Source organism: Pseudarthrobacter phenanthrenivorans (assembly GCF_036455295.1).
Lineage (GTDB): Bacteria > Actinomycetota > Actinomycetes > Actinomycetales > Micrococcaceae > Arthrobacter > Arthrobacter phenanthrenivorans_C.
In genome coordinates, this window is record NZ_JAYXNX010000022.1 from 4,523 (window position 1) to 29,806 (window position 25,284).

26 protein-coding genes are annotated in these 25,284 nt (G+C 61.0%); 22 read left to right on the forward strand and 4 right to left on the reverse strand.

What is annotated here, in order from left to right:
• Positions 1–43: 43 nt before the first annotated feature.
• Positions 44–1,405 carry a phosphoglucosamine mutase gene (gene glmM, locus VXJ37_RS19325; protein WP_331324648.1) on the reverse strand — a complete coding sequence of 454 codons (1,362 nt, stop codon included), beginning with the start codon at positions 1,403–1,405 and terminating at the stop codon, positions 44–46.
• A 50-nt stretch (positions 1,406–1,455) separates the two neighbouring features.
• On the opposite strand from glmM, the gene VXJ37_RS19330 reads away from it, so the two are divergent.
• Positions 1,456–2,436, forward strand: a complete 981-nt coding sequence (locus VXJ37_RS19330) for a hypothetical protein (RefSeq protein ID WP_331324649.1) — start codon at positions 1,456–1,458, stop codon at positions 2,434–2,436.
• A 116-nt stretch (positions 2,437–2,552) separates the two neighbouring features.
• Here the strand turns inward: VXJ37_RS19330 and VXJ37_RS19335 are convergent, their stop codons facing one another.
• Positions 2,553–3,704, reverse strand: a complete 1,152-nt coding sequence (locus VXJ37_RS19335) for an acyltransferase family protein (protein ID WP_331324650.1) — start codon at positions 3,702–3,704, stop codon at positions 2,553–2,555.
• A gap of 302 nt (positions 3,705–4,006) precedes the next feature.
• Here VXJ37_RS19335 and VXJ37_RS19340 point away from each other — a divergent pair, with 302 nt between their 5' ends.
• From VXJ37_RS19340 to VXJ37_RS19350, 3 genes are all read left to right on the forward strand, one after another.
• A complete protein-coding gene (locus VXJ37_RS19340; RefSeq protein ID WP_331324651.1) occupies positions 4,007–5,230 on the forward strand; it encodes a bifunctional glycosyltransferase family 2/GtrA family protein in 1,224 nt (407 codons plus the stop codon).
• A gap of 19 nt (positions 5,231–5,249) precedes the next feature.
• Complete coding sequence (locus VXJ37_RS19345; RefSeq protein WP_331324689.1) at positions 5,250–6,359, forward strand: acyltransferase family protein; 1,110 nt, start codon at positions 5,250–5,252, stop codon at positions 6,357–6,359.
• A gap of 82 nt (positions 6,360–6,441) precedes the next feature.
• Positions 6,442–8,325, forward strand: coding sequence for a glycosyltransferase family 39 protein (locus tag VXJ37_RS19350; RefSeq protein WP_331324652.1), 1,884 nt, complete (start codon positions 6,442–6,444; stop codon positions 8,323–8,325).
• Between the two features lie 67 nt (positions 8,326–8,392).
• Here the strand turns inward: VXJ37_RS19350 and rpsI are convergent, their stop codons facing one another.
• Positions 8,393–8,899: a 30S ribosomal protein S9 gene (gene rpsI, locus VXJ37_RS19355; protein WP_043454698.1), complete on the reverse strand. Its 507-nt coding sequence runs from the start codon at positions 8,897–8,899 to the stop codon at positions 8,393–8,395.
• A gap of 39 nt (positions 8,900–8,938) precedes the next feature.
• Positions 8,939–9,382: a 50S ribosomal protein L13 gene (rplM, locus tag VXJ37_RS19360; protein ID WP_043454696.1), complete on the reverse strand. Its 444-nt coding sequence runs from the start codon at positions 9,380–9,382 to the stop codon at positions 8,939–8,941.
• A 294-nt stretch (positions 9,383–9,676) separates the two neighbouring features.
• Here rplM and VXJ37_RS19365 point away from each other — a divergent pair, with 294 nt between their 5' ends.
• The 18 genes from VXJ37_RS19365 (at position 9,677) to VXJ37_RS19450 (ending at position 25,237) form a co-directional block, all read left to right on the forward strand.
• Positions 9,677–10,342 (forward strand): prepilin peptidase, encoded by a 666-nt coding sequence (locus tag VXJ37_RS19365; protein ID WP_331324653.1) that lies wholly within the window; start codon positions 9,677–9,679, stop codon positions 10,340–10,342.
• Between the two features lie 281 nt (positions 10,343–10,623).
• The gene (locus VXJ37_RS19370; RefSeq protein ID WP_331324654.1) at positions 10,624–10,818 is read left to right on the forward strand and encodes a Flp family type IVb pilin; all 195 of its coding nucleotides are present in this window, start codon (positions 10,624–10,626) and stop codon (positions 10,816–10,818) included.
• A gap of 29 nt (positions 10,819–10,847) precedes the next feature.
• Positions 10,848–11,039, forward strand: coding sequence for a Flp family type IVb pilin (locus tag VXJ37_RS19375; protein ID WP_331324655.1), 192 nt, complete (start codon positions 10,848–10,850; stop codon positions 11,037–11,039).
• Positions 11,040–11,270: 231 nt separating this feature from the next.
• A complete protein-coding gene (locus tag VXJ37_RS19380; RefSeq protein WP_331324656.1) occupies positions 11,271–11,675 on the forward strand; it encodes a TadE/TadG family type IV pilus assembly protein in 405 nt (134 codons plus the stop codon).
• On the forward strand, positions 11,672–12,679 hold the full coding sequence (locus tag VXJ37_RS19385) for a TadE/TadG family type IV pilus assembly protein (protein ID WP_331324657.1): 1,008 nt from the start codon (positions 11,672–11,674) through the stop codon (positions 12,677–12,679). Before VXJ37_RS19380 ends, VXJ37_RS19385 begins: the two co-directional genes overlap by 4 nt.
• Positions 12,680–12,700: 21 nt before the next feature.
• The gene (gene cpaB / locus VXJ37_RS19390; protein ID WP_331324658.1) at positions 12,701–13,441 is read left to right on the forward strand and encodes a Flp pilus assembly protein CpaB; all 741 of its coding nucleotides are present in this window, start codon (positions 12,701–12,703) and stop codon (positions 13,439–13,441) included.
• The gene (locus VXJ37_RS19395) at positions 13,438–14,634 is read left to right on the forward strand and encodes an AAA family ATPase (RefSeq protein ID WP_331324659.1); all 1,197 of its coding nucleotides are present in this window, start codon (positions 13,438–13,440) and stop codon (positions 14,632–14,634) included. The genes cpaB (VXJ37_RS19390) and VXJ37_RS19395 overlap by 4 nt, the downstream gene beginning before the upstream one ends.
• Positions 14,631–16,067 carry a CpaF family protein gene (locus VXJ37_RS19400; RefSeq protein ID WP_331324660.1) on the forward strand — a complete coding sequence of 479 codons (1,437 nt, stop codon included), beginning with the start codon at positions 14,631–14,633 and terminating at the stop codon, positions 16,065–16,067. The genes VXJ37_RS19395 and VXJ37_RS19400 overlap by 4 nt, the downstream gene beginning before the upstream one ends.
• Positions 16,064–17,011: a type II secretion system F family protein gene (locus VXJ37_RS19405; RefSeq protein WP_331324661.1), complete on the forward strand. Its 948-nt coding sequence runs from the start codon at positions 16,064–16,066 to the stop codon at positions 17,009–17,011. Before VXJ37_RS19400 ends, VXJ37_RS19405 begins: the two co-directional genes overlap by 4 nt.
• Before the next feature lie 9 nt (positions 17,012–17,020).
• Positions 17,021–17,929: a type II secretion system F family protein gene (locus VXJ37_RS19410; protein WP_331324662.1), complete on the forward strand. Its 909-nt coding sequence runs from the start codon at positions 17,021–17,023 to the stop codon at positions 17,927–17,929.
• 269 nt (positions 17,930–18,198) lie between these two features.
• Positions 18,199–18,423 carry a Flp family type IVb pilin gene (locus tag VXJ37_RS19415; RefSeq protein WP_331324663.1) on the forward strand — a complete coding sequence of 75 codons (225 nt, stop codon included), beginning with the start codon at positions 18,199–18,201 and terminating at the stop codon, positions 18,421–18,423.
• Between the two features lie 94 nt (positions 18,424–18,517).
• The gene (locus VXJ37_RS19420; RefSeq protein ID WP_331324664.1) at positions 18,518–18,907 is read left to right on the forward strand and encodes a TadE/TadG family type IV pilus assembly protein; all 390 of its coding nucleotides are present in this window, start codon (positions 18,518–18,520) and stop codon (positions 18,905–18,907) included.
• Positions 18,908–18,909: 2 nt separating this feature from the next.
• Positions 18,910–19,926, forward strand: a complete 1,017-nt coding sequence (locus tag VXJ37_RS19425; RefSeq protein WP_331324665.1) for a pilus assembly protein TadG-related protein — start codon at positions 18,910–18,912, stop codon at positions 19,924–19,926.
• A gap of 43 nt (positions 19,927–19,969) precedes the next feature.
• On the forward strand, positions 19,970–20,725 hold the full coding sequence (cpaB, locus tag VXJ37_RS19430) for a Flp pilus assembly protein CpaB (RefSeq protein WP_331324666.1): 756 nt from the start codon (positions 19,970–19,972) through the stop codon (positions 20,723–20,725).
• Complete coding sequence (locus VXJ37_RS19435) at positions 20,722–21,918, forward strand: AAA family ATPase (RefSeq protein ID WP_331324667.1); 1,197 nt, start codon at positions 20,722–20,724, stop codon at positions 21,916–21,918. The genes cpaB (VXJ37_RS19430) and VXJ37_RS19435 overlap by 4 nt, the downstream gene beginning before the upstream one ends.
• On the forward strand, positions 21,918–23,402 hold the full coding sequence (locus tag VXJ37_RS19440; RefSeq protein WP_331324668.1) for a CpaF family protein: 1,485 nt from the start codon (positions 21,918–21,920) through the stop codon (positions 23,400–23,402). Before VXJ37_RS19435 ends, VXJ37_RS19440 begins: the two co-directional genes overlap by 1 nt.
• A gap of 10 nt (positions 23,403–23,412) precedes the next feature.
• Entirely contained in the window at positions 23,413–24,345 is a 933-nt protein-coding gene (locus VXJ37_RS19445; RefSeq protein ID WP_331324669.1) for a type II secretion system F family protein, read from the forward strand.
• A gap of 7 nt (positions 24,346–24,352) precedes the next feature.
• Positions 24,353–25,237, forward strand: a complete 885-nt coding sequence (locus tag VXJ37_RS19450) for a type II secretion system F family protein (RefSeq protein ID WP_331324670.1) — start codon at positions 24,353–24,355, stop codon at positions 25,235–25,237.
• Positions 25,238–25,284: the final 47 nt, after the last annotated feature.

Sequence of the window (25,284 nt, forward strand, 5' to 3'; positions counted from 1 at the left end):
CCCGTCTCCCATATGGGAGACGGGCCACTTTTCTTGCGCTTCGCTAGTTTGAGGCAAGCTCCAACGCGAGTTCTGTACGGACCACCTGGGCGAGGTGTTCGGCGATGGACTGGGCGGTCTCTTCGTCTGCGGCTTCCACCATCACGCGGACCACGGGCTCGGTGCCGGAGGGGCGGAGCAGGACACGGCCGGTTTCGCCGAGCGCTGCCTCCGCCGCTGCCACCGCCTGGGCCAGGACATCGCTGCTGCCCACCTTGCTGCGGTCCACGCCCTTCACGTTGATCAGCACCTGCGGGAGCTTGGTCATCACGGTGGCGAGTTCCTTGAGTGCCTTCCCGGTCAGGGCCACCTGGGCGGCCAGCTGAAGACCTGTAAGGAGGCCGTCGCCGGTGGTGGCGTGGTCGGAGAAGATGACGTGGCCGGACTGTTCGCCGCCCAGGTTGTAGCCGCCGTCGCGCATGCCTTCGAGCACGTACCGGTCCCCCACTGCGGTTTCCACGATGGTGATACCGGCGTCGCGGAGGGCGAGCTTGAGGCCCAGGTTGCTCATCACGGTGGCCACCAGGACGTCGTCCCTGAGCTTGCCGGCCTTCTGGAGCGCTACGGCCAGGATGGCCATGATCTGGTCGCCGTCCACCTCGTTGCCCTCGTGGTCCACGGCCAGGCAGCGGTCGGCGTCGCCGTCGTGGGCTATGCCGAGGTCCGCGCCGTACTTGACGACCGTCTCCTTGAGCGGGCCGAGGTGGGTGGAACCGACGCCCTCGTTGATGTTGAGGCCGTCCGGGTCGGCGCCGATGACGATGACGTGGGCGCCGGCGTCCTTGAAGACCTGGGGTGAACAGCCGCTGGCGGCACCGTTGGCGCAGTCCAGCACCACGGTGAGGCCATCGAGGCGATGCGGAAGGGTGCGGAGCAGGTGGACGATGTAGCGGTCCTCGGCGTCCGAGAAGCGCTGGATGCGGCCCACGTCGGCGCCGGTGGGACGGACAGCTTCCCGGCTCATCTGGGCTTCGATGGCGTCCTCAACGTCGTCGGGCAGCTTCTGGCCGCCGCGGGCGAAGAACTTGATGCCGTTGTCCGGCGCCGGGTTATGCGAGGCGGAGATCATGACACCGAAGTCCGCCTCCAGGTCCGCCACCAGGTATGCGGCGGCAGGCGTGGGCAGGACGCCGGCATCATAGACGTCGATGCCTGAGCTGGAGAGGCCGGCTTCGACGGCGGCGGCGATGAACTCGCCGCTGGCACGCGGGTCGCGGGCCAGCACGGCGCGGGGCCTCGCGCCGTTTGCGCTGCGGTCATGACCAAGCACGACGGCGGCCGCCTGGGCCAGCTGCAGGGCCAGTTCTGCTGTCAGCAGGCCGTTGGCCAAGCCCCGGACACCATCAGTTCCAAATAATCTAGACACCGGTCAAGTGTAGAGGATGGGTGCGGGAGGCATCGCGATCCTCTCGAGCCGTGGGCGTGGACATGGACGGGATTCAGCGACCGACGGATGCCCCTTGCCGCGGCAACAAAAGCCCGGTCTTGCAGATTTTTTTCGTGGTCACGGAGTGTTTACTCTGCAATCATGACGTCATGGGGAGAACTTCAACAGCTATCAGCACCGCCGGCACCCAAAGCGGCCTAGGCAAATTCACCAGCAAATTTCCACTATTCACCAAGGTAGCCCTTGTACTGACGTGGCTAATCGGTCCGTACTTCGCCGCTCATGGCGTCTACTTTGCTGTTCTGAACAGAAACCCTGGAATCGATGCCCATGCCTATTGGCTCGCGGGTCGCGGCCCTGTTGACTACAGTCGTGTAGCCGGGGAAATAGACGCTTACTTGTACTCACCGGCTTTTGCTACGGCTGTCCGTCCGCTGGCAGCGCTCGACTGGCCATTCTTCTTCGCAGCCTGGGTTGTTCTTCAGGGATCACTGTTGGCCTGGCTACTGAAGCCCCTTCCTTTCCGGTGGTCCATCCCAATCTTCCTGCTCTGTGTCCCGGAGCTGGTAAATGCCAACATCTTCATTCTGCTTGCTGCCAGCGCAGTCATAGGTACCCGATATCCCGTGTCCTGGGCTTTCCCGCTCCTTACGAAGATCACGAGCGGCGTGGGCCTCTTTTGGTACGCGGCACGGCGTGAGTGGATGAACGTTGCGAAGATCCTAACTTTTACCGCAGCTATTGCCGCCGTCTCTTACATACTGACGCCAAACGAATGGCAAGCATGGTTCCACTTTCTGTTGTCGAACAGTGGGGGGACTCAAGACGGGACCGTCAGCTTTGTCCTGCGTTGCCTTGCAGCCGTCATGACCGTGATGTGGGGGGCTAAAAAGAATCTCCATTGGGTCATGGCGCCAGCCATGGTTCTCGCCTCTCCGGTATTTGCCCTGCCCACACTTACCCTCTTGGCCGCCATCCCCCGGCTTTCGGCGGCAGGCTCAAGGCCGTAGTACGTAGCGGCCTGATACTCGGCCCACCGAAACAAAAAGAATTGCCGGTCAACGGGCGCTTGCCAACGGCGATTTCGAACGTGCCGGCGACAGAGCCCTCTACAGCCGTTGACTGTTCACGCCGCTGGTTTAGTTTGGGGTACGGATGCCGAACGCCGTTGGGACCGGGCGACCAGAAGACTTCCGACTCCCCGAGCCAACTGCAGGCTCGGTCGTTCCACCCCACGAAAGAATAGTTCACTGGCGGCGAGCGAAAGCGGGATGGCAACTACAGCCACCAGCAACGCGTCCGACGCGTGGAAAGCGAAAGCGACGGATACAACTACTGGCTCGTGGATCAGGTAAAGGCTGAACGAGCGGCTCCCCAGCCACTGTAAGAATGGGCCGTTCCCTAAGGTGACCGCAGGCCTGCATCCCAGGAATGTAAATACCATGAGGGATCCTCCGATCGCTGCGGTGCCGATTGTTCCAGGCTGTCGCGGAAATAACCACGGCGTGAGCAGCAAGAACAGAGACACTGCGACTACAAAATACCAGCCAACCTGAGGAAGACGTGCAGCCCATCTAATCAGCAGGCCGTGACGAGCAGCCATCAGCACGCCCATGCCAAACATCGGGAGGAAGACCGGGGCGGCCATATTGCTGGCTTGCGCCAGACCTATAAATAACGCGAGAACAAAAATCCAGAGAACCCATAAGCGCTGGAAACGTGACGCAGCGAGTAGGTACAGCGGCAGGAGCAGCGAAAACAGCAGTTCCCATTGCAGTGACCAAAGTGGCGAGTTCAATTGCCCCGTGCCGAGAAGCAGCAGAAGGTCGCGCGTTATGTTCGATTCGCCAGAATGAGCATTGAGCCAGTTGCTGAGGTCAGGAGAGTTTTCTCTTGGGACTACCCACGCTAAAAGCAGAGCCACCAGAATTGAAGCCCACACAGGCAGGTAAATACGTATGACGCGCTTTGCATAGAAACCCCGCCATCTTGGCCGCCCGGCTTTCAAAAACGGCAGAGCGATAACATACCCGGACAATATGAAGAAGACATAGACTGCCTCGCGACCCGCCCAGAGCAAATGCAACGGCGTATACGTTGCCCACCATATCCAGGGGACAGTTGCCCCTGCCCCTGCACCCTGGGCGTTCACAGCAGCATCAAGTCCGGGGGATGTCAGGAGGCAATGGTGAACGAGTACAACCGCCGCAGCGACCCCGCGAAGCCCATCCAGGGCAGTCAGACGCGGGGCCAGGCCCGACTGATCGTTGTCTCCCATGCCTGGCTATGTTAATGGCCACCGATCAGCAGGAAACGAGTAGCAGGTACCTGTCCTCTCCGTTCTCCCCAAAGAGGCTGCAACTCATTGTCTCGGGTCCAACATTTGGAAAAGCGAGGAGGATCCCTGAGTTCTAAATGGCTTAGCCCATCGCCGGCCACAACCAGTCCTACCTGCCCGAAAGCCTTGATTACCCGCCTGTTGTGGGAGGGTCTTGCCCGGACTACTTGCTTTTAGCCGGTGGTACCTGTCTTTACGCGAGACTCTCGCAATCCTCATTCATGGGGCCCTACGATCCATGCATGACACCTAGCTATGGGGGCTTGGCGCTTGAGATTGTTGTACCGGTCTTCAACGAGGAAGCGGTACTCGAGAACAGCATCACAAGGCTCGCGAACTACTTAACGCAGGAAATGCCGTTCACGTGGAAGATCACCATCGCGGACAATGCGAGCACCGATCGGACATCAATGATCGCCGCTCGACTCAGCCAGTGCATGCCAAATGTTGAATACCGCCGCCTCGACGTCAAGGGCCGGGGATATGCACTGAGGGATGCCTGGCAAGCATCGTCAGCGAGAGTTCTCGCCTATCTTGACGTTGACCTGTCCACCGACTTGGCAGCTTTGCCGCCGCTGGTGGCCCCCCTGCTCTCTGGACACTCAGAGATATCAATCGGCACCCGACTCGGCCGGAATGCACGAGTAGACCGAGGGCCTAAACGGGAGTTCATTTCCAGGTCCTACAACATGTTGTTGCGCCGGACGATGCAGGTCCGTTTTTCCGATGCGCAATGCGGTTTTAAGGCAATACGCTCAGACGTTGCTCATCGCCTTCTTCCGCACGTGAAGGATAATGGGTGGTTCTTCGATACCGAGCTGCTTATTATTGCGGAGCAAGCTGGCCTTCGTATTCATGAAATTCCCGTTGACTGGGTGGATGATCCGGACAGCCGCGTAGATATTGCCCAAACCGCGCGCGATGATATTAAGGGCATGATGCGGGTGGCACACTCCTTGATCAGGGGTGCAATTCCGATCCATGCAATATATATGGAGCTCGGACGTCGTCCGCTGGTGGCGGCGGGAAGGCCTAGCTTCTTTGGCCAGGTGCTTCGATTCGGATTGGTGGGTGTTGCTTCAACGCTGGCCTATGCGCTGCTGTACCTGGCGCTACAAGGCCATATGGGCCCGCAGGAGGCTAATTTTGCGGCGCTGTTCCTCACGGCGGTCGCCAACACTGCCGCCAACCGGCGGTTCACCTTCGGGATCCGAGGACCGGCGAGACTGTTTATGCAACAGTTTCAAGGTCTTATCGTATTCATCCTCGCGTGGGGAATTACATCATCTTCGCTCACAATACTTCAGGCGATCGTGGCCGACACTCCCCCTGGCCTCGAGCTGGCGACACTTACGGGGGCGAATGTGTTGGCTACCCTCGTACGTTTCGTCCTGATGCGTCTCTGGGTTTTCAGGCCTCACCGCCGCGACTCTAGGCCGGCAAGATTAGGGGTAGCGCATGCTTGAGTCTTTTCAAGCTATCCGAATGCTCCCAACCAACCATTCTGAAAGCCTGGAACGGGCCTTCTCCACCCGACCCAATTCGCTGAACGTCCTGCGTCTATGCTTGGCAGCGAGTGTGATTTTCTCCCACGCCTGGCACATCGGTGGATTCGGCCCGGAGCCGCAGTTCTTCGGAATCGGTCTTGGTGCTTGGGCTGTCTTGGCGTTCTTCGGTATCTCCGGCTACTTGATAACGACCAGCAGGCTAGCCAACACAGGCACACTTCGCTACTTTCGCGCCAGAATCCTCAGGATCGTCCCAGGTCTGTGGGTGTCCGTTGTTCTCGTTGCCTTCGGAATTGCACCGGTCTCCGCATTCCTTAGGGACCGGAACTATAGTCTCGGGGATGCCGTTCGGTTCGCGGTACACAATGGTCTCCTACTGGCCGCTCCTCCGGGGTCAGGGCCCATTGGCGGGAGCCTCGCAGGTCTTCCGGACGCCCAGTTATGGAATGCACCCTTATGGACGTTGTTCTGGGAAGCCTTCTGTTACGTGATCGTTGGCCTGCTGGGTGCGTTCTTGCGCCCGAGGCTCTTCACCTCCGCTGTTCTGATCCTGTTGGTTCTTGGTACCGCGGGTCTATGGATGGCAAGTCAGTCGCAGGAGGTGTCCTACTGGGTAGTGAATGGTCCCATGGCTCCTCTCACCGCATTCTTCGCGGGATCAACAATTTCCTGTTTCCGGGCCCGTTTACCGTTCTCAGCACGGAATTTGATGATCGCAGCCATACTTGCTGGTTCAATTCTGGCAACAGGCCAAGGCTACTATCTGGTCTTTGTTCCATTTGTATCCATCATCCTCATGCTTTCGCTGCTACTGCCCCTAAAGAAGCTGGGCGGTCACCACGACGTCTCCTATGGGATGTACATATACGGTTGGCCAGTCCAGCAATGCCTGGCCATGTCCGGTCTCGAGTCTGTGGCGGGCCCTGTCATGTTTGGCATTGCGAGCATACTCGCAACCTTTCCCGTTGCCTGGCTAAGTTGGCTTCTGGTCGAGCGCCCAGCCCAAAGCTTGGGCAAGACCAACGTTGGCGATGCAAGCGAAACGGGTTCCGTGCAAAGGACACATCGGAAGGAAAAGCCAGCATGAGGAAGATTGGGGCAGTCATCCAGGGAGGGGCTCACTCTTTTCAGTCCAGCTCACGGGCCTACTTGATACAGGCGCGATACTCATGGTGACCCCTATTTCCCCGGCCGTAACGGCCAATGACCCAGAGGCAAAACGTGGACTAACTGGGGCCCGTGAAAACTACCTTGCCGCGATCCTGCTGGTTGTTAGCGCCGTAACTTACCTGTGGGGTTTGGACCGGAACGGTTGGGCGAATTCCTACTATTCTGCGGCTGTCATGTCCGGGGCCCAGGACTGGACAGCCTTCCTTTTTGGCAGCTCCGATGCAGCCAATGCGATCACCGTCGACAAGCCGCCACTGAGCCTTTGGATTATGTCACTGTCCGTTCGGATGTTCGGCTTGAGCCCATGGAGCATTCTCGTGCCGCAGGCGCTCATGGGGGTTGCAAGCGTCTATCTGCTGTTTCGGATGGTTCGCACGTACACTGACGCGAGAACCGGCCTCCTTGCGGGAGCCTTCCTGGCTGTTACACCGGTCGCCACGGTGATGTTCCGCTACAACAATCCTGACGCCTTACTTTGCCTGTTGATGATCGGAATTGCCTGGTCTGCCCTGGAAGCCATTAGACGCTCGTCGCTACGATGGCTCACTCTTACTGGGGTACTGATCGGCGCAGCCCTGTTGACCAAACAGTTGCAGGTCGGACTGATTCTTCCCGCCGTGACCGTGGCATATCTTGCGTATGCCTCAGGGACCATTCGGCGCCGACTTGTCCACCTTCTCCTCGCCGCTGCTACTTCACTGGTTGCCGGCGGGTGGTGGTTCCTGCTGGTCCAGCTAACCGACACGTCAAAGCGGCCGTTTGTCGGGGGAACGCGACTCAATAACGTCGTGGAGCTGACGTTTGGCTATAACGGTCTGGACAGACTGACGGGCGCTGACGCCAGCCGGACGATGTCGCCAGATACCCAAGCCCTTGCGGAGCAGTTGGACGCGGGCTTCCAGCGTTTTCTCCAACCGCAATTCTCCGGACAGTTCGGCTGGTTCCTTCCTTTCGCAGTGACCGGACTGGGGATTGCCCTTTACTCTCTGTGGAAGAGACGCGAAAACCAAAGCAGGCGCGCATTCCTGCTGTTCATGGCGGTGTGGTTCGCCTGCTCAGCCACCGTGCTCGCCTTCATGTCCGGGATCGTTCACCCCTACTACTCGCTGGGAGTGGTTCCCTCGCTTTGCGCGTTGGCAGCGGTTGGGTTCATGAAACTCTCGGGATGGCGCAGCGGCTGGAAGCCGCGAGCGCTCCTTGCCATCACGCTTCTGTCAACCATGGTGTTGGTATTCGCTACGGCATCGCGCTCCACCGCGGACTTTCCGGGCCTCCCCCAGGTCTTTCTAGGGCTGTGGGCAATAGTTGCAGCTGTCCAACTAGTCCCTGGCAGGAACCCATTCCAGGCGGTGTCAACCGTGCTGCTGCTCTTCGCACTGATGCTAGGCCCAGTAATTTGGTCCGTGAACACGATCTTGAGCCCGCATGTAGGGGCTGGCGTAGTAGCAGGACCCAGCCTGCTCGGCATCCGTACTGATCACCCGGATAGACAGCAGCTGGGACCCACTGTGCCACCGAGCTTCATCGCTGTGATGTTTGGGGATATCCCTAACGCATCTGTGCTCCGCAGGCTGGAAAGTTCGGGGACCAGCACTACATGGGCTACGGCTGTCGTAGGCTCTGAGTCCGCCGCCAATTATCAACTTCAACTTAGGCGCCCGGTGCTGCCAGTGGGGGGCTTTGACGGAACTGATCCATTCCCAACACTTGAGCAGTTCACGGCGATGGTGGCCGCTAAGCAGGTGGGTTCCCTGACAATCCAGAACCTGCCGCCCCTGACCCTCGAAGGTCGCGGAGAGTCTGCCCGAATTGTCAGTTGGGTAAGAGCGAACTTTCCCAAGGAGACCCTCGATGGAGTGGAGTTTTACGACTTGTCTAGATAGCGCCTATGGATCCGGCATGCAAAAAGCCCGTCCCGCTGAACAGCGGGACGGGCTTTTGTAAGCGGATTTAGCGCTTGGAGTACTGCTGGGCCTTACGGGCCTTCTTGAGACCGGCCTTCTTACGCTCGATGACACGGGCGTCGCGGGACAGGTAACCGGCCTTCTTCAGCGTCGGGCGGTTGTTTTCGACGTCGATCTCGTTCAGCGAACGGGCGATGCCGAGGCGCAGTGCGCCGGCCTGGCCAGAGATGCCGCCACCGTGGATGCGGGCGATGACGTCGTAGGCGCCTTCGAGATCGAGGATCTTGAAGGGCTCGTTGACATCCTGCTGGTGCAGCTTGTTCGGGAAGTAGTTCGCCAGCTCACGGCCGTTGATGGTCCACTTGCCGGAGCCGGGCACAACGCGGACGCGTGCAACGGCTTCCTTGCGGCGGCCAACAGCTGCGCCGGCAACGGTCAGTGCCGGGCGCTCCTTCTTGGGAGCAGCTTCAGCAGCGGAGCTCTCAGAGGTGTAGCTGGTCAGGTTTTCCTCGGCCTCGGGGGCCTCGGTGGTCAGTTCTTCGTTCTGAGCCACGATTCTCCTTGTATTAAGTAAGTTGTTTGGTGGCCAGGACTACTGGGCGACCTGGGTGATTTCGAAAGTCTTGGGCTGCTGGGCGGCGTGCGGGTGCTCGGCACCGCGGTACACCTTCAGCTTGCCGAGCTGCTGGGCAGCCAGGGAGTTCTTGGGGAGCATGCCCTTGATGGCCTTCTCAACGGCGCGGACCGGGTTGGTTTCCAGCAGTTCCGCGTAGTTGACGGAGGTCAGGCCGCCCGGGTAGCCGGAGTGGCGGTAAGCGCGCTTCTGCTCCAGCTTGGCGCCGGTCAGGGCTACCTTCTCAGCGTTGATGATGATGACAAAGTCGCCCATGTCCATGTGGGATGCGAAAGTGGCCTTGTGCTTGCCGCGCAGCAGGATTGCGGTCTGGCTTGCAAGACGACCAAGGACAACGTCGGTGGCGTCAATGACGTGCCACTGGCGGTTGATATCGCCGGGCTTCGGGGTGTACGTACGCACGGTGTTTGCCTCGTTCTTGTTCTGGCGTTCTTGTTTAGGTGTCGCTAGCTCGCGCACCTACTGTCTGCGCGCTACCGGAACAGAGGTGAGGGCTCCATGTAACCAGTCATCCTGAAGTTCCGAATGTGCACGTTGAGTAGCTATCCTGCAACCGGATTCTCAAGCGGGCACGCACCATCGGAACAGGACACGCACAACGACTACCAAGATTAGCGCGTCCGGGGCATCAGGGTCAAAATGGGGTAGCCAACGGCCACTGTGGCCGTGCCGGCTCAACCTATATAGGGAGACGCAGTGTTGTTAGCGGGGAACGGCGACTCCAGCAGCCTGCTCCTGGTCCTTGCGGCCGGCCTTGCCGGCGCCCTCCTCTCCCTCATCGCCGATGCATTGATAGCAAAGCTCCTTCCGCGGCTCGGCCACGCCCCGTCGCCCCGCGTCCGGACTGCGACGGCGGCGCTCACCGGGAGCGCATGCGTCGCCTTTGCATTGCATTTTGGGATTACCTTCACCCTTCCCGCTTTTATATTCCTTGCGTTACTCGGCGTACAGCTGGCCCGGATCGATGTGGCGCTCCACTTACTGCCCAATCCCCTCGTGTTGATACTGCTCGCCGGCGGTCTTTTATTGCTTTTATTTCCCGGACTAATTGATAAGCAATCTGACCACTTGCTTCGGGCTGTCCTCGGAGCCGTCGTTTTGTTTGCCGCCTACCTGATTCTGGGACTTATATCTCCCGGTGGCATCGGCATGGGCGATGTGAAGCTGGCCGCGCCGGTCGGCCTTTACCTGGGGTACCTAGGCTGGTCCCAACTGCTCTACGGTGGCCTGCTCGGCTTCGTTCTCAACGGTGCCGTCACGGTACTGGTGCTACGGAGAAAAGGCCGGGAACAAGCCACGGAAGTGCCACATGGCCCCTCCATGCTGGGCGCTCTGGCAGCGATCGCACTCTTCACCGGTTAGGCATTTTCGCGTCAATTCCCCCAGCCCTCCCGCGGCATCCAGCGCCGGCTTCCAAGTAGTCGGCACGGTACCCGCCTGCCTTTCTGAGTACTGGCCACATCTTTCGAGTACGTACTTTTGCCTCGTCTGCTAAAAGTCGAGTACAACTACGCATTGTTGGTCAATACCGTCCAGTGACAATCTCTTCTTAGCGAAGTCCAGCCGCTAAGAATTTACGGGGGCAGCTGGAAATTCGTTGAAATCAAAATATCAATTCATTTCACCGAATTAAGGACACTAAAATGACTTCTCTCATGGTCTCGATGATGGCTTTCGTCGCCGGCGTCAAGGATCGTTTCACTCGTGACGAAAAGGGTGCCACGGCCGTTGAATACGGTCTCCTGGTTGCACTGATCGCTGCGGTTATCGTCGTGGTAGTCGCAACCCTCGGCACGCAGATCAACACCGCATTCACAACCATCTCCGGCAAGCTCTGACGGCCCTTACACCGCTGAAGGGGGGAAAAGTGTCATCTCTAATGGTTCCGATTCTCGCGTTGATTGCAGGCGTGAAGGAGCGCGTTACCTCGGAAAAGGGAGCAACCGCTGTTGAGTACGGCCTCCTGGTGGCCCTCATCGCCGCAGTCATCATCGTGGTGGTGGCGACGTTGGGCACCCAGATCAACACCGCGTTCAACACGGTCGCCGGTCAGCTGTAGGAAGCCGGAGTTCTGGAAGCCCAGAGACGGTGGCGGGCGGGTTGGGCAACTGATCCTCAGTTCCGTCACCGCCTCTGGGCTTCACGTTTTGTTCCAGGCAATTCCTGCCGGCCCAAGCAATTCAAGCGATGAAACCTCATCATATGGCTCGCCGGATTTCCCTTCCGGCCCTCAAGAATCCCGGTCATCAATATGAAGCCCCTTGCTAAGCGCCCAGCGCGCCCTCGCGGAATGAGGGAGGCCGGCGCGGTTGCTGTCGAATTTGCTCTGGTTCTACCAATTTTTCTTGCCCTAGTCCTCGGCATCGCTGAGATGGGGCGGGCATTCAACATCCAGGTGTCCCTTAGCGAAGCGGCACGCCAGGCATCGCGCTATGCGGCCGTCCATTGCTCTGAGGCAGGTTACTCACCCTCCAGCGCGCAGGCAGCAGGCGTGGCAGCCGCTCCTTCTGTGCCTCTGACCAGCGCGAACATTGCCATCTCGTACACGGGGACTGGCTCATGCGCTGACGGCAATGACGTCTCGGTCAGCGTCAGCTACACAACTCCATGGATGACAGGCTTTCCCAACCTGATTCCTGGGATGCCGGCCAGCCTCAACATTCAAGGCAAAGGTGTCATGAGATGCGGCGCATGAAGAAAACGAAGTCTGAGCGCGGCGTCGTTGCCCCTCTGACAGCCCTCATTATGGTCTTCCTGTTGGGTATGGCAGCCTTCGCTGTCGACGTTGCCACCATGTATTCAGAGCATGCACAACTTCAAAACGGTGCCGACGCTTCGGCACTCGCCATCGCCAGGGAGTGCGCCAAGTCGGCTACGCCCTGCGCGGCCGATCAATCCTCTGCAGCAGTTGGGTATGCCAACGGCAACGCACTGGATGCACACAGCAATGTCTTTAGCGCTGTAGCGGACGCCACGGCGGGAACCATTGACATTACCCTGCAGTCGCAGGACCCCGATGGAAGCAACCACTTCTCTCTTCAGTTCGCCAGGGTTATAGGCATTCCGACAGCAGACATCCGGGCTTCGGCGTCGGCCAAGTGGGGTTACCCCAGCAGCGGCAAAGGATTTCCTCTGGCCTTCTCGCAAAGCTGCTGGAACCTGGGGCCGGCAACACCTGCGGGCGGCGATGCACAGAAGATCACCTGGAAGCCCGGAACTCCCTCCTGCACAAACGCGTCCGGGCTCACTGTTCCGGGGGGCTGGGGATGGCTGGACGACACATCAACGGATCCCTGCACCGCAGTCACCTCCGTTGGAAACTTCACCTCGAGCAACCCCGGCAACAACCCGCCCACGACGTGCCAAACCATCCTCCAAGGCTGGAAAGACACGCTCCTGGCAGGCGGGACCGTAAAGGTCACCTTCCCCATTTTTGATACGGCCTCGGGCAGCGGAAATACGGGCGTATTCCACATCGTGGGGTATGCGACGTTCAGCATCTGGGGCTGGCATTTCGGAAATTCCGCCGGGCCCTACGAGTTCCGGGACACTGCCACGGATCCGGGCATGAACGCCAACCTGGCCTGTTCTGGTGGAAACGACCGCTGCATCATCGGCCAATTCGTCGAATACTCGACCTCCGTGGGAGGCGGCGGCGGAGCGGACTTCGGGACAGACAGTGTCTCACTCATCAAATAGGAACCAAGTTAGGGGAATACATTGAAAACTCGCCTTCTGGGAGGCATCGTTGCGCTCGTGCTCGCCGTAGTCGGCACTCTGCTTCTCATTTCATACGTTCAAGGCTCTGAAGCCAGGGCCCAGGCGGACCTGCAACCCATCGACGTTCTGGTGGTGGAAAAGCAGATCCCTCAAGGATCGACGCTGGACCAGATCAAGTCGGCGGTCAAGCTCACGTCTCTCCCGTCAGCCTCAGTGCCCAATGGAGCACTGAAGAGCCTCGACGGCCTCGACGGGAAAGTGGCGTCGGCTGACCTGGTGCCGGGCGAACCCCTCCTGGGTGTTCGCCTCGTTGACCCGACGTCTCTGGCAGCCCCGGGATCCGTTCCCGTTCCTGCCGGCATGCAGGAAATCTCGGTACAGCTCGACGCGCAGCGGGTTGTTGGCGGACGTATCGCGGCCGGCGACACTGTGGGAGTAGTAGCCCTGTTCGCTGGAGACGGCCCTGACGGCGCGACCGCGCAGCAGATCTTCCACAAAGTACTGGTCACCAGCGTTCAGCGGGCGGTCACCCAAAACTCGGCGAGCAACCAGGGATCCAGCGAACAGGCAAACACGCAGCTGCCAACGGGCCAGTTGCTGGTGACGTTTGCCCGCAGCGACGCTGACGCTCAAAAGATCGCCTTTGCCGCAGAGTTCGGAAAGCTCTGGCTTACGAAGGAACCGGCATCAGCTACGGAAAGCGCTCCGGCCGTCATCAAGAAAGTCGAGCTGGTCAAATGAGCAGGTTCGTGTTGATCACCCCGGACAACAACTTCACCCAGCGGACCAAGCAGGCCACGAACAGCCTTCACGGTGCTGTGCAGACGTTGCAGGCCGATTACCTGCCGCCGAGCCCGGACGACATCCTTCGCGCCATCAACGGGGACCCGGCGGAAGTGATCCTCCTGGGTCCCGGGCTTCCAACTGAAGATGCCATCCGGCTTGCGAGCCTCTTCGATCTCCAGTTCCCGGAGATCAGTGTGGTCCTGGTCACTGAGGGAGGATCCGACGTCGCCCTGCCGGCCATGCGCGCCGGTATCCGTGACCTCCTCAGCCCGGAGGCGTCCGTCGACGACATCCGGGCGATGCTGGAACGGGCAAGCCTGGCATCAGCGGGACGACGGCGGGGCCTGGGTGCGTCTGTAGCGGAAGCACCCACGGGAACCCGCATTATCGCGGTGATGTCGCCCAAGGGTGGAGTAGGCAAAACAACCGTGACAACGAACCTGGCGGTAGGGCTGGGCAAAGTCTCACCAAGCAACGTCGTCGTAGTGGACCTTGACCTTCAGTTCGGCGACGTCGCTTCCGGCCTCATGCTGGAACCGGAGCGTACTTTGATTGATGCCGTCACCGGAGCGGCCGTCCAGGACAGCATGGTCCTGAAGTCCTACCTGACCCTGCACCCATCAGGTGTCTATGCGCTGTGCGCTCCGCTCAATCCTGCCCAAGCCGACCAAATCAGCGGCGAACAGGTGGGCCACCTTATCGCCCAACTGGCCTCCGAATTCCAGTACGTCGTGGTCGACACCGCACCCGGTTTGGGTGAACACGTCCTTGCAACCTTGGACCGTGCCACCGATGCCGTCTGGGTTTGTGGCATGGACATTCCCAGCATCAGGGGCTTGAGGACAGGCTTCCGGATCCTCGAGGAGTTGAATCTCCTGCCCGAGAACCGGCACGTTGTGCTGAACTTCGCGGACCGCAGAAGCGGGCTCACGGTGCAGGATGTGGAAGCCACGATTGGCTGCCCGGTGGACATAGTCCTGCCGCGTTCCCGGGCCGTTCCCTTTTCCACCAACAAGGGCGTGCCGCTCCTCCAGGACGGCAGCCGAGACAGCGCTGCGCGGGGCTTGAGTCAGCTGGTGGAGCGTCTCAAGCCTGATTGGAAGGAAAAACAGCACAAGAAGCTGCACAGAAGGGCGGTAGTGCAATGAGTCTGGCAAGAAGGTTGGAAGCAGCCCGCGGAAACGACGAGGTCAGGAACGGTCCCGACGCGGCAGTTCCGGCAGCCCCGTGGAGCCCCAACAGTGCCTCGGTTGCCGATCCGCTCGTTTCCCCGGCGTACACAAGTGAACCCAGCGAAGCCCTCACTGCCGTCAAGGAGCGGGCCGGCGTGGCGTTGTATGAGCGCATGGGCAGCCGGATCACGGATTCTTCCATCGAGGACGCGGAACTGCAGCAGTACGTCAAGGATGAACTCAAGAAGATCATCGAAGAAGAGGACATCCCGCTGACGCTCACCGAGCGAAACCGCCTTGTCCAGGAAATTATCGACGACGTCCTGGGCTTGGGCCCGCTTGAGAAGTTCCTCAAAGACGGGGACATCACGGAAATCATGGTCAACGGCCCGGACAAGATCTACGTTGAACGCCAGGGCAAGCTCGGCGTCACCGGTGCCCGCTTCAATGACGAGGACCACCTTCGCAGAGTGATCGAGCGGATCGTGACAAAGGTTGGACGGCGCATTGACGAGTCGTCACCGCTGGTGGATGCACGGCTTAGCGACGGATCCCGTGTTAATGCCATCATTCCGCCCCTGGCCGTCAACGGTTCATCCCTGACAATCCGCAAGTTCGGCCAGGTTCCGCTGACAGTCAACAACCTCATTTCCCTGGGTTCGATGTCTCCAGAAATCGCCGAGCTTCTTCACGCATGCGTCCAGGCCCGGCTCAACATCATCGTGTCCGGAGGAACCGGTACCGGCAAGACGACGATGCTCAACGTACTGTCGTCGTTCCTGCCCTCTGACGAGCGGATCGTCACCATCGAAGACGCGGTAGAACTCCAGCTCCAGCAGGAACACGTGGTACGGCTCGAGAGCCGCCCGCGCAATATCGAGGGCAAGGGCGAAATCACCATCCGGGACCTGGTCCGCAACTCCCTGCGCATGCGGCCTGACCGCATCGTGATCGGCGAAGTCCGTGGAGGGGAATCGCTTGACATGCTGCAGGCGATGAACACCGGCCATGACGGCTCAATCTCAACCGTGCACGCCAACTCGCCACGTGATGCCATCTCCAGGCTGGAGACCCTGGTCCTCATGGCCGGCATGGATCTGCCGCTGCGCGCCATCCGTGAGCAGATTGCCTCGGCTGTCAACCTCATTGTCCATATTTCCAGGCTGCGGGACGGATCCCGGCGAATCACGCACGTGACCGAAGTTCAAGGAATGGAAGGCGACATCGTCACTCTCCAGGACGCCTTCGTATTTGATTACAGTGCGGGCCTGGATGCCAACGGAAGATTCCTGGGACGCCCTGTACCGACCGGGGTACGTCCGCGCTTCGTGGACCATTTCGCAGACCTCGGCATCTCGCTGTCGCCCGCGGTGTTTGGCAGCTCGCCCGTGGGCGGTGGCTTCAGGTGAACACCACCAGCCCGGTCTTCCTGGCGCTCGGAGTGGCTCTCTGCCTGGGTGCCGGCACGGTCCTCTTCTTCATCACATTCAAGAGCAGCCGCGGTGCGATCGCCATGTCCCGTCGGAGGCCCGGGGTAGCCAACGGCCCCACCCTACTCACCCGCGTAACGGATTCGGCCACGTCCTACCTTGAAAGGAACGTCAGCAAGAACGCCAGGTTCGGCAGCCGGGCGTCGTTGGAACAGGCCGGCCTGAAGATGCGCCAAGCAGATTTCCTGTTGTTGGTTGCGTCCGTAGCCATCACCGCCGGCTTTGTCGGGTTCATTCTCGGAGGAATTGTCGCAGCGCTGCTCTTCGTCATGGCGACTCCCTTGCTGGCCATGCTGGTCCTGGGCATCCTTTCTTCCCGGCGCCGTTCAAAGTTCGATGCGCAGCTGGGTGACACCCTGCAAATGCTCTCCGGAGGCCTTCGCGCCGGACACAGCCTGCTCCGGGCCGTAGACGCAGTTTCCAAGGAAGCCGAGGCACCCACGTCCGAGGAGTTTGCAAGGCTGGTCAACGAGAACAGGCTTGGGCGGGACCTCAAGGACTCGATGATTGATGCTGCCCACCGGCTGCGCAGCGAAGACTTCGAGTGGGTGGGCCAGGCGATCGAGATCCATCGTGAGGTGGGTGGGGACCTTGCAGAAGTCCTCGACCAGGTGGGTGAAACCATCCGCGAGCGCAGCCAGATCAAAGGCCAGGTCAAGGCGCTAAGCGCTGAGGGCAGGCTCTCCGCCTACATCCTGGTGGCTCTCCCGATTGGAATGTTCCTGTACATGTCAGTCGCCAACACCTCATACATCGCGACCCTTTACACCACCGTAATCGGGTGGGTCCTGCTGGGAGTGGGAGTTGTCCTCCTGGTTGCAGGGTCGTTTTGGCTCAGCCGCGTCGTAAAGATCAAGTTCTAGGAGGAAGACATGACAGCAATGGCTTGGCTGATTGTTGGCCTGATCGTGTTTCCTACTTCATTCCTGGTGTGGTCTTTCCTGGCGGTAGACAGGAGGGGGTTCGCAGCAGTTCGCAGCAACCTGGGCCGCGGCATCCGCCTCGTGGAGGGTGCGGTGCCCGGGGCAGGGGCGATCGGGGCCGTTGATTCCAAACCATCGGTCCCCCTGGGAATGAAGGTGACGCCCAAAGGGTACGTCGCTTGGCTGGATAAACTCCTGGCCAGGGCCGGCAGGCCTGCACAGCTTCCCCTTCCGCGGCTGCTGATTGCCAAGCCGGCATTGGCACTCCTCGTTGCGGTACTTGGGATCCTTATCGTCAGCAAGAATCCCACAGCATCGGCTTACCTGTTCGTAGTGCTGGCGGCAATCCTCGCCTACTTTGTTCCGGACATCCTGGTTCACGGCAGGGGCGCCGAGCGTCAGAAAGCAATCGAACTCGAACTGCCAAACACCCTCGACCAGATGCTGATCTCCGTGGAAGCAGGATTGGGGTTTGAAATTGCCATGGCGAGGGCAGCACAAAACGGAAAAGGTCCCCTGGCTTTCGAGCTCATGAGAACCCTCCAGGACATGCAGGTGGGCAGGAGCCGCCGGGACGCCTACCTCGCGTTGGCCTCCCGCACCGATGTGCCCGATCTTCGTGCCTTTGTTCGAGCCGTTGTCCAGGCGGACATCTACGGAATTGCCATCGCAAACGTGTTGCGGACGCAGGCAAAGCAGATGCGCGTCAAGCGGCGGCAACGGGCTGAGGAAAAAGCCATGAAACTGCCCATCAAGGTTCTCTTTCCACTGATGTTCTGCATTCTCCCAGCCCTGTTCATCGTCATCATGGGGCCTGCAGTCATCAACGTGATGAAGAACTTCGTAGGAGCTTTTTGACCTTCCACCAAGGCCGGCGCCCCTTCGGCGCCCAATAGACCGGACCCCCTCGGCACCCAGAACCGAGGGGGTCCTTTTGTGTGCCTGCCGTGGTGTTCGGCAAACGCAGCGTCAGCGCAGCAAAAACCATGCAAAAGCGCAGCGAGCAGGCAGTCCGTAAAGACTTTGCGCAGGATGTTGCAAGATCCGGTCAATGTCGTATCAAGCGTTGCTAACTTCATTGAAGCGCTGGTGCTGGGCCAGCCTATCCGTCTCGCACAGGAGTCAAAATGCTTTCTCTCTACACCAACCTCTCGGTCCGCCTTCGCAGCGAAAAGGGCGCAACCGCCGTTGAATACGGCGTCATGGTGGCCCTCATTGCTGTTGCCATCATCGTCGCCGTCACTCTGCTTGGTGGTAACCTCACCGAGCTCTTCAATAGCACTGCTTGCTCCGTCAAGGGCGGCACATGGACGGCGACGACCGCCGCCGCCGCAGGCAGCTGCTCCAAGTAAACCGTCAGGGCTTTCCAAACGTGGTGGCGGCGGCATTTGGATCGCCGCCACTTCCGTTTCAGTAACGGAGCGTATGCAAACGAGAGGCACACCCATGAATCGCCAATCCGAACGCGGCGCTGCTGCTGTCGAGTTCGCGATAGTGGTTCCTGTCCTCGTCATGTTGCTTTTGGGAATCATGGAATTCAGCCGGGTGTACAACACCCAAGCATCGTTATCAGCAGCCGCGCGCGAAGGTGTGCGGGTTATGGCCATATCCAACGATCCGACCGCTTCCCGAACCGCAGCCAAGAACACCGCAGTGTCCCTTAATCCCGCGTTAACTGATTCGAACATCACGTTCAAAAATCTCGACACGGGTACGACGACCTGCGCCTCCGGGAACCGTATGTCCGTAACCATTACGTACTCGCTGTCCACCCTGACAGGGATAGCGGGACCGTTCAGCATGACTGGCCAAGGAGCCATGCTGTGCGGAGGCTAAACATGTCTAAAAGGACGTGCGATGGCGAACACGGCGCTGTTAGCGTCGTCGTCGCGCTGATGCTGGTGGTCCTCCTCGGCTTTGGTGCCATGGCCGTGGACGTGGCGATGATGTATGCGGAACGCACCCAACTGCACAACGGAGCCGACGCCGCCGCCTTGGCAATCGCCCAAAAGTGTGCCAGCAACCTGACAGATCCGGACTGCTCAACCACGTCAACGTTGGCGGCGAACCTGGCGAACAACAACGCCAATGACAGCCTTAGCAACGTCAAGTCGGTGATCCTGGACAAGACCAACCGCCAAGTGACTGTTACGGTCGCCTCCCAGGAAGCGGGGCACACGCCAAACCAGGTGTCCCTCTTCTTTGCGCAGGCCCTTGGAATAAGCACCGCTGAGGTCAATGCACCGGCATCCGTCCAGTGGGGCAGTCCAACCAAAGGTTTGGCTGCCTTCCCCATCACCATCTCAATCTGCCAGGTCCGTGGCCAATACGGCGTCATGCAACTTCTGCAGATGCACGGGACGGGAGCCAACCCTTCCTGCAACTACGGACCGTCCGGCGCGGCAGTGGACGGTGGCTTCGGCGGACTTAAGCAGGACCCTAATGCCTGTGGCGCAACGATCGACATCTCAAAAAGCACCGCCGGCGGCGATACCGGCAACAATCCCCCGCCCTATTGCGACACTCTCCTCAACTCATGGGCGGCAGACATGACAGCCGGAAAAGACGTCATTGTGCTGATTCCCATCTTCAACGCCGTCACCGGTACCGGAACCAATGCCGTCTTCGGCCTCACTACCTTCGCCGCATTCAAAGTTGCCGGTTGGAAATTCGGCCCCACAGGGCTGCCCTATACGTTCCGCAACAGGACGCCGGACGTGCCTGCCGCGCTGCAGTGCAAAGAGCCTTGCCGCGGAATCATCGGAACCTTCGTCAAATATGTCTCCCTGGCCAACGGTTACACCCTGGGCCCCGTGAATCCGGACGGCGCCACCGTCGTCGCCCTCAGCAGCTAGCCCACCCATCAAAGTGGTTTTCTAAGAGCAACAGGAGCAGTTCGTGAAGTCTCGTATGTTGGCCGGTGTATCAGCAATAGTGCTGGCCATCATCGGAGCGGTCCTCATCGTCACCTATGCCCAGGGTGCCGATCAGCGGGCAATGAAGGATATGGATCCAACTGATGTGCTGGTGGTGACCAAGGCTGTCCCGGCAGGTTCGTCCCTCGATATCGTGAAGGCCTCCGTGGCAGTGCAGCAGGTTCCCGCCACCGCTATATCGAAGACCGCCCTGAAAAACCTCGATGATTCGGCCGGCAAGGTGGCCGCCGTGGACTTGGTCCCCGGGGAGCAACTCCTGAAGGAACGTCTGGTCGACCCCGCTGATGCCAAGACCAGCGGTGCTGTCAAGGTGCCCGCGGGACTTCAGGAGGTCACGTTCGAGCTGGAGCCGAAAAAGGTCGTGGGAGGCCGCCTGGAGCCCGGCGACCACGTAGGCATTGCGCTCAACTTCACATCCGGGGCCGACAAGACCAAGGCAGGCGATCCAACTACCCAGCTCACCATCCGCAAGGCCCTGGTCACCGCCGTCCAGCGAGCACCGCAGCCATCGGCCACCGCAAAGCCAACGGACGGCACCAACCCCCAGGACACCACCCTCCCGCAGGGATCCTTCATGGTGACCGTGGCCGTCAATGACATCGACGCCGCGAAAATCATCTACTCCTCCAACAACGGTGACCTCTGGCTCACCAAGGAACCCCTCGACGCCCAGGACAACGGCCCGTTCATCGCCAGGAAGGACAACGTGTACAAATGAGCCGCTTCGTCCTCCTCTCCCCCAACACCGACTTTGACCAGAAGCTGCGCGCCGCCGTCGCCAACGGCCTGCGCGGCACCGTCCAGACCATCGCCTCGGACATCCTCCCGGCAGGCCCGGCGGAACTGTTCGCCCTCCTCAACCAGGAGCAGCCGGAAGTCCTGATCATCGGCCCCGACGTTCCGTACGAAGAGGCATTGCGCTTCGCCAAGGTCTTCGACGTCCAGCTCCCGGGCCTCAGCCTGGTCCTGGTCAGCGACGTACAGCCGGAGTTCCTCCTTCATGCCATGCGCGCCGGCGTCAGGGACATCCTCAGCCCGCAGGCGGACGCTGCCGAAATCAGGGTCCTGCTGGAACGTGCCTGCCAGTCCTTCGCCACCCGCCACCGCGGCACCGAATCACAGCAGACGGAAGCAACCACCAAGGGCCTGGTCATCGGCGTCTTCTCCCCCAAGGGCGGCGTGGGAAAAACCACCCTGGCCACCAACATCGCCATCGGCCTGGGCCAAATGGCACCCATGAGCGTGGTGATCGTGGACCTGGACCTGCAGTTCGGCGACGTCGCCTCCGGCCTCTACCTTAACCCGCAGCACACGGTCACGGACGCCGTCACGCCGGCCGCCGCGCAGGACTCCCTGGTCCTCAAGGCCTTCCTCACCGTCCATCCTGCCGGCATCTACGCCCTGTGCGCGCCGCCCAACCCCGTGGACGCGGACCACATCACCCCGGCCCAGGTCAGCCGGCTGCTCGAACAGCTCGCCCAGGAGTTCCAGTACGTGGTGATCGACACGGCCCCCGGAATGCCGGAAATCGGCCTCGCCGCCATGGAACAGTGCACGGACGTGGTCTGGGTCAGCGCCATGGACATCCCCAGCCTCCGCGGCCTGCGCTCCGGCCTGGAGGTGCTGCGCCAGCTGGAGATCATGCCCGAATCCCGCCACGTGGTTCTCAACATGGCCGACACCAAAACCGGCCTTAATGTCCAGGACGTCGAATCCACCATCGGCGCACCCGTGGACGTCAGCGTCCCCCGTTCCCGTGCGGTGGCCCTCTCCACCAACCGCGGCGTCCCAATCCTCCAGGAATCCAAGAAAGACCCCGCCGTCAAGAGCCTTCGCCAGCTGGTGGAGCGCTTCAACCCGGCATGGCGTACACAGGCCCAGCGGAAGCTTCACCGAAGGGTGGTTATCTGATGAAACTCTCCGAACGCATCAATGCGGTCCAGAACCGGAGCCAGGCGGCCGGTGCGGGCACCGCGCTGCTCGACGCTCCCCTCCCGGCACCCTCGCCGTCCCCCGCGGAAAGTCTGGAGCGGCACCTCCCGGGGCATGCCGCCGTCGTGCATTCAACGCACGACGCCGGCACCCAGCCGGTGCCCTCCGCACCCAAGGTGGACGTCTTCGCAGCCATGAAGGACAGGGCGGCCACGGCCCTTTTTGAACGCATGGGGACGCGCTTCAATGACGCCGCCGTCACCGAGCAGGAACTGAGGAGCACCGCCAAGGAGGAACTCACCCGCATCGTCGACGCCGAGCAGGTGCCGCTGACCCCGGAGGAACGCACCCGCCTGGTCCAGGACGTTGCCGACGACGTGCTGGGCTACGGCCCGCTCCAGCGCCTGTTGGACGATCCGGCGGTCACCGAAATCATGGTCAACCGCATGGACCAGATCTACGTGGAACGCAAAGGCAAGCTCACGCTCACGGAGTCACGGTTCGGCTCCGAAGAACACCTGCGCAAGGTCATCGAACGGATCGTGTCCAAGGTGGGACGCCGCATTGATGAGTCATCTCCGCTGGTGGACGCACGCCTGGAGGATGGCTCGCGTGTCAACGCGGTCATCCCGCCACTGGCCGTGGGCGGGTCATCCCTCACCATCCGAAAGTTCAGCAAGACACCACTGACGGTCCGCAACCTCATCGATTTCGGCACCCTGACCCCGGAAATGGCCGAGCTTCTGAACGCCTGCGTCAAAGCCAAGCTGAACATCATCGTCTCCGGCGGTACCGGCACGGGCAAGACCACGCTCCTCAACGTCCTGTCCTCCTTCCTGCCCCACGACGAACGGATCGTCACCATCGAGGACGCGGTGGAACTGCAGATCCAGCAGGAGCACGTGGTCCGACTCGAAAGCCGGCCACCCAATACCGAGGGCAAGGGTGAGGTCACCATCCGCGAGCTCCTCCGCAACTCCCTCCGCATGCGACCGGACCGCATTGTGGTGGGCGAGGTCCGTGGCGGGGAATCACTGGACATGCTCCAGGCCATGAACACCGGGCACGACGGCTCCCTCTCCACCGTGCACTCCAACTCCCCCCGCGACGCCGTGGCACGCCTGGAAACCCTGGTGCTGATGGCCGGCATGGACCTTCCGCTGCGCGCCATCCGCGAGCAGATCGCCTCCGCCGTGAACCTCATCGTCCAGATATCCCGGCTCCGCGACGGCTCCCGCCGCATCACCCACGTCACCGAGGTCCAGGGCATGGAAGGCGACATAGTCACCCTCCAGGACGCCTTCGTCTTCGACTACTCCGCAGGCGTTGACGCGCAGGGACGCTTTCTCGGGCGGCCAGTCGCCACAGGGATCCGGCCCCGCTTCATCGACCGGTTCGAGGACCTGGGCATCCATGTCTCTCCCGCGGTATTCGCCGGATCACTTTCGCCCGGCGCCAAGTAGGGACGCGGCCATGCTCATCGCCCTCGGAAGCGTCATCCTCCTGGCAGCCATCTGCCTCCTCGGTGTGGCCGTGCTCCTGCCCGGCGCACCCTCGGTGCCGCTGGACCGCCGTCGTCCGTTTGAACCCGAGCCCCCGTCCTCGCTGTCCCGCCTGGCGCTGTCTGGGGTGAGGTCCTTCGAACGCCTCCTCGCCGGCCGGAACGTCAAACTGTTTTCCCGTGCGGAACTGGAACACGCCGGCCTCCGCCTCAGCCAGGCCGAATTCTTCCTGCTCGTGGGCATCGGCGCGTGCGTGGGACTGCTGGTGGGTTTGGTCACCGTGGGTCCCGTCATGGGACTGCTGCTGGCCCTGCTGGCACCCTTCGTGGGCAAACTCGTCCTCGGTTTCCTGGCCGGCAAGCGCCGTGCCGCCTTCGACGGCCAGCTCGGCGACACGCTGCAGCTGCTCTCGGGAGGCCTGCGGGCCGGGCACAGCATCCTGCGCGCCATCGACGCCGCTGCCGCGGAGTCCCAAAAGCCGACGTCCGAGGAGATGCGGCGCGTCATCACCGAAACCAGCCTGGGCCGGGATCTGTTGGCTGCCCTCAACGACACGGCGGACCGGATGAAGAACGAGGACTTCGTCTGGATCTCCCAGGCCATCCAGATAAACCGTGAGGTGGGCGGCAACCTGGCCGAGGTGCTGGACCAGGTGAACGAAACGATCCGCGAGCGCACCGAAATCAAGGGCCACATCAAGGCCTTGGCCGCGGAAGGCAAGTTCTCCGCCTACATCCTGATCGCCATGCCGTTCGGCATTGTGGCCATGCTGCTGGCTGTGAGCCCCAACTACATGAACGCGATGTTCACCCACCCGCTGGGCTGGGTGATGATCGGCGCCTCCTTTGTCCTCATGACCATCGGTGCGCTGTGGATGCGCAAGATCATCGACCTGAAGTTCTGAGGACGCCATGAACCTGACCGTTTTGCTCGCCGTGCTGCTGGTGTGTGTACCTGTGGGGTTGCTGGCCTGGTCCGTGCTCACCGTGGACAAACAGGGGCGCGTGGCTGTGACCGAGCTGCTCTCCCGCGGCGCCCCGACCGTCACCGCCGCCCCCGTCTCCAAGGCCGGCCTGCTGGAAGGGATCGGACGGCGGCTTACTCCCCCGGCGTACGTGGCCTTCCTCGACCGGCTGCTGTCCCTTGCCGGCCGGCCGGCCTCAATGCCGCTGGGCAAGGTACTGGGATCGAAGCTGGGCCTTGGCGTGGCAGGGGCGGCAATTGGCCTCTATCTGACCTCCATTGGCAGCTCGCCGATTATGAAACTCGCCGGGATCTTCGTCCTGGTCCTGGGCTACTTCATCCCGGACCTGCTCCTGTACAGCAAAGGCCAGGAGCGGCAGAAGGCCATGCAGCTGGAACTCGCCAACACCCTGGACCAGATGCTGATTTCGGTGGAAGCCGGGCTGGGTTTCGAAGGGGCAATGGCCCGGGCCGGCGAGAACGGCAAGGGTCCGCTCGCGGAGGAACTGGTCCGTACCCTCCAGGACATGCAGGTGGGGCGCAGCCGCAGGGAGTCCTACATCGCCCTGGCGGAACGGACCAGCATCCCGGAACTGCGCAGCTTTGTGCAGGCCGTGGTGCAGGCCGATACCTACGGCATTGCCATCAGCCGGGTGCTGCGGGTCCAGGCCAAGGTCATGCGCGTCAAACGGCGCCAACGCGCTGAAGAAAAAGCCATGAAGCTTCCCGTCATGATCCTCTTCCCGCTGCTCTTCTTCATCTTCCCGGTCCTCTTCATCGCCATTCTGGGACCGGCCGTAATCAACGCGGTGATGACCTTCAGCGGCCACTAAGGGATACGCAGGGGGGCGGCAAGGTTGCCTCAAGGTTTACACAGAAT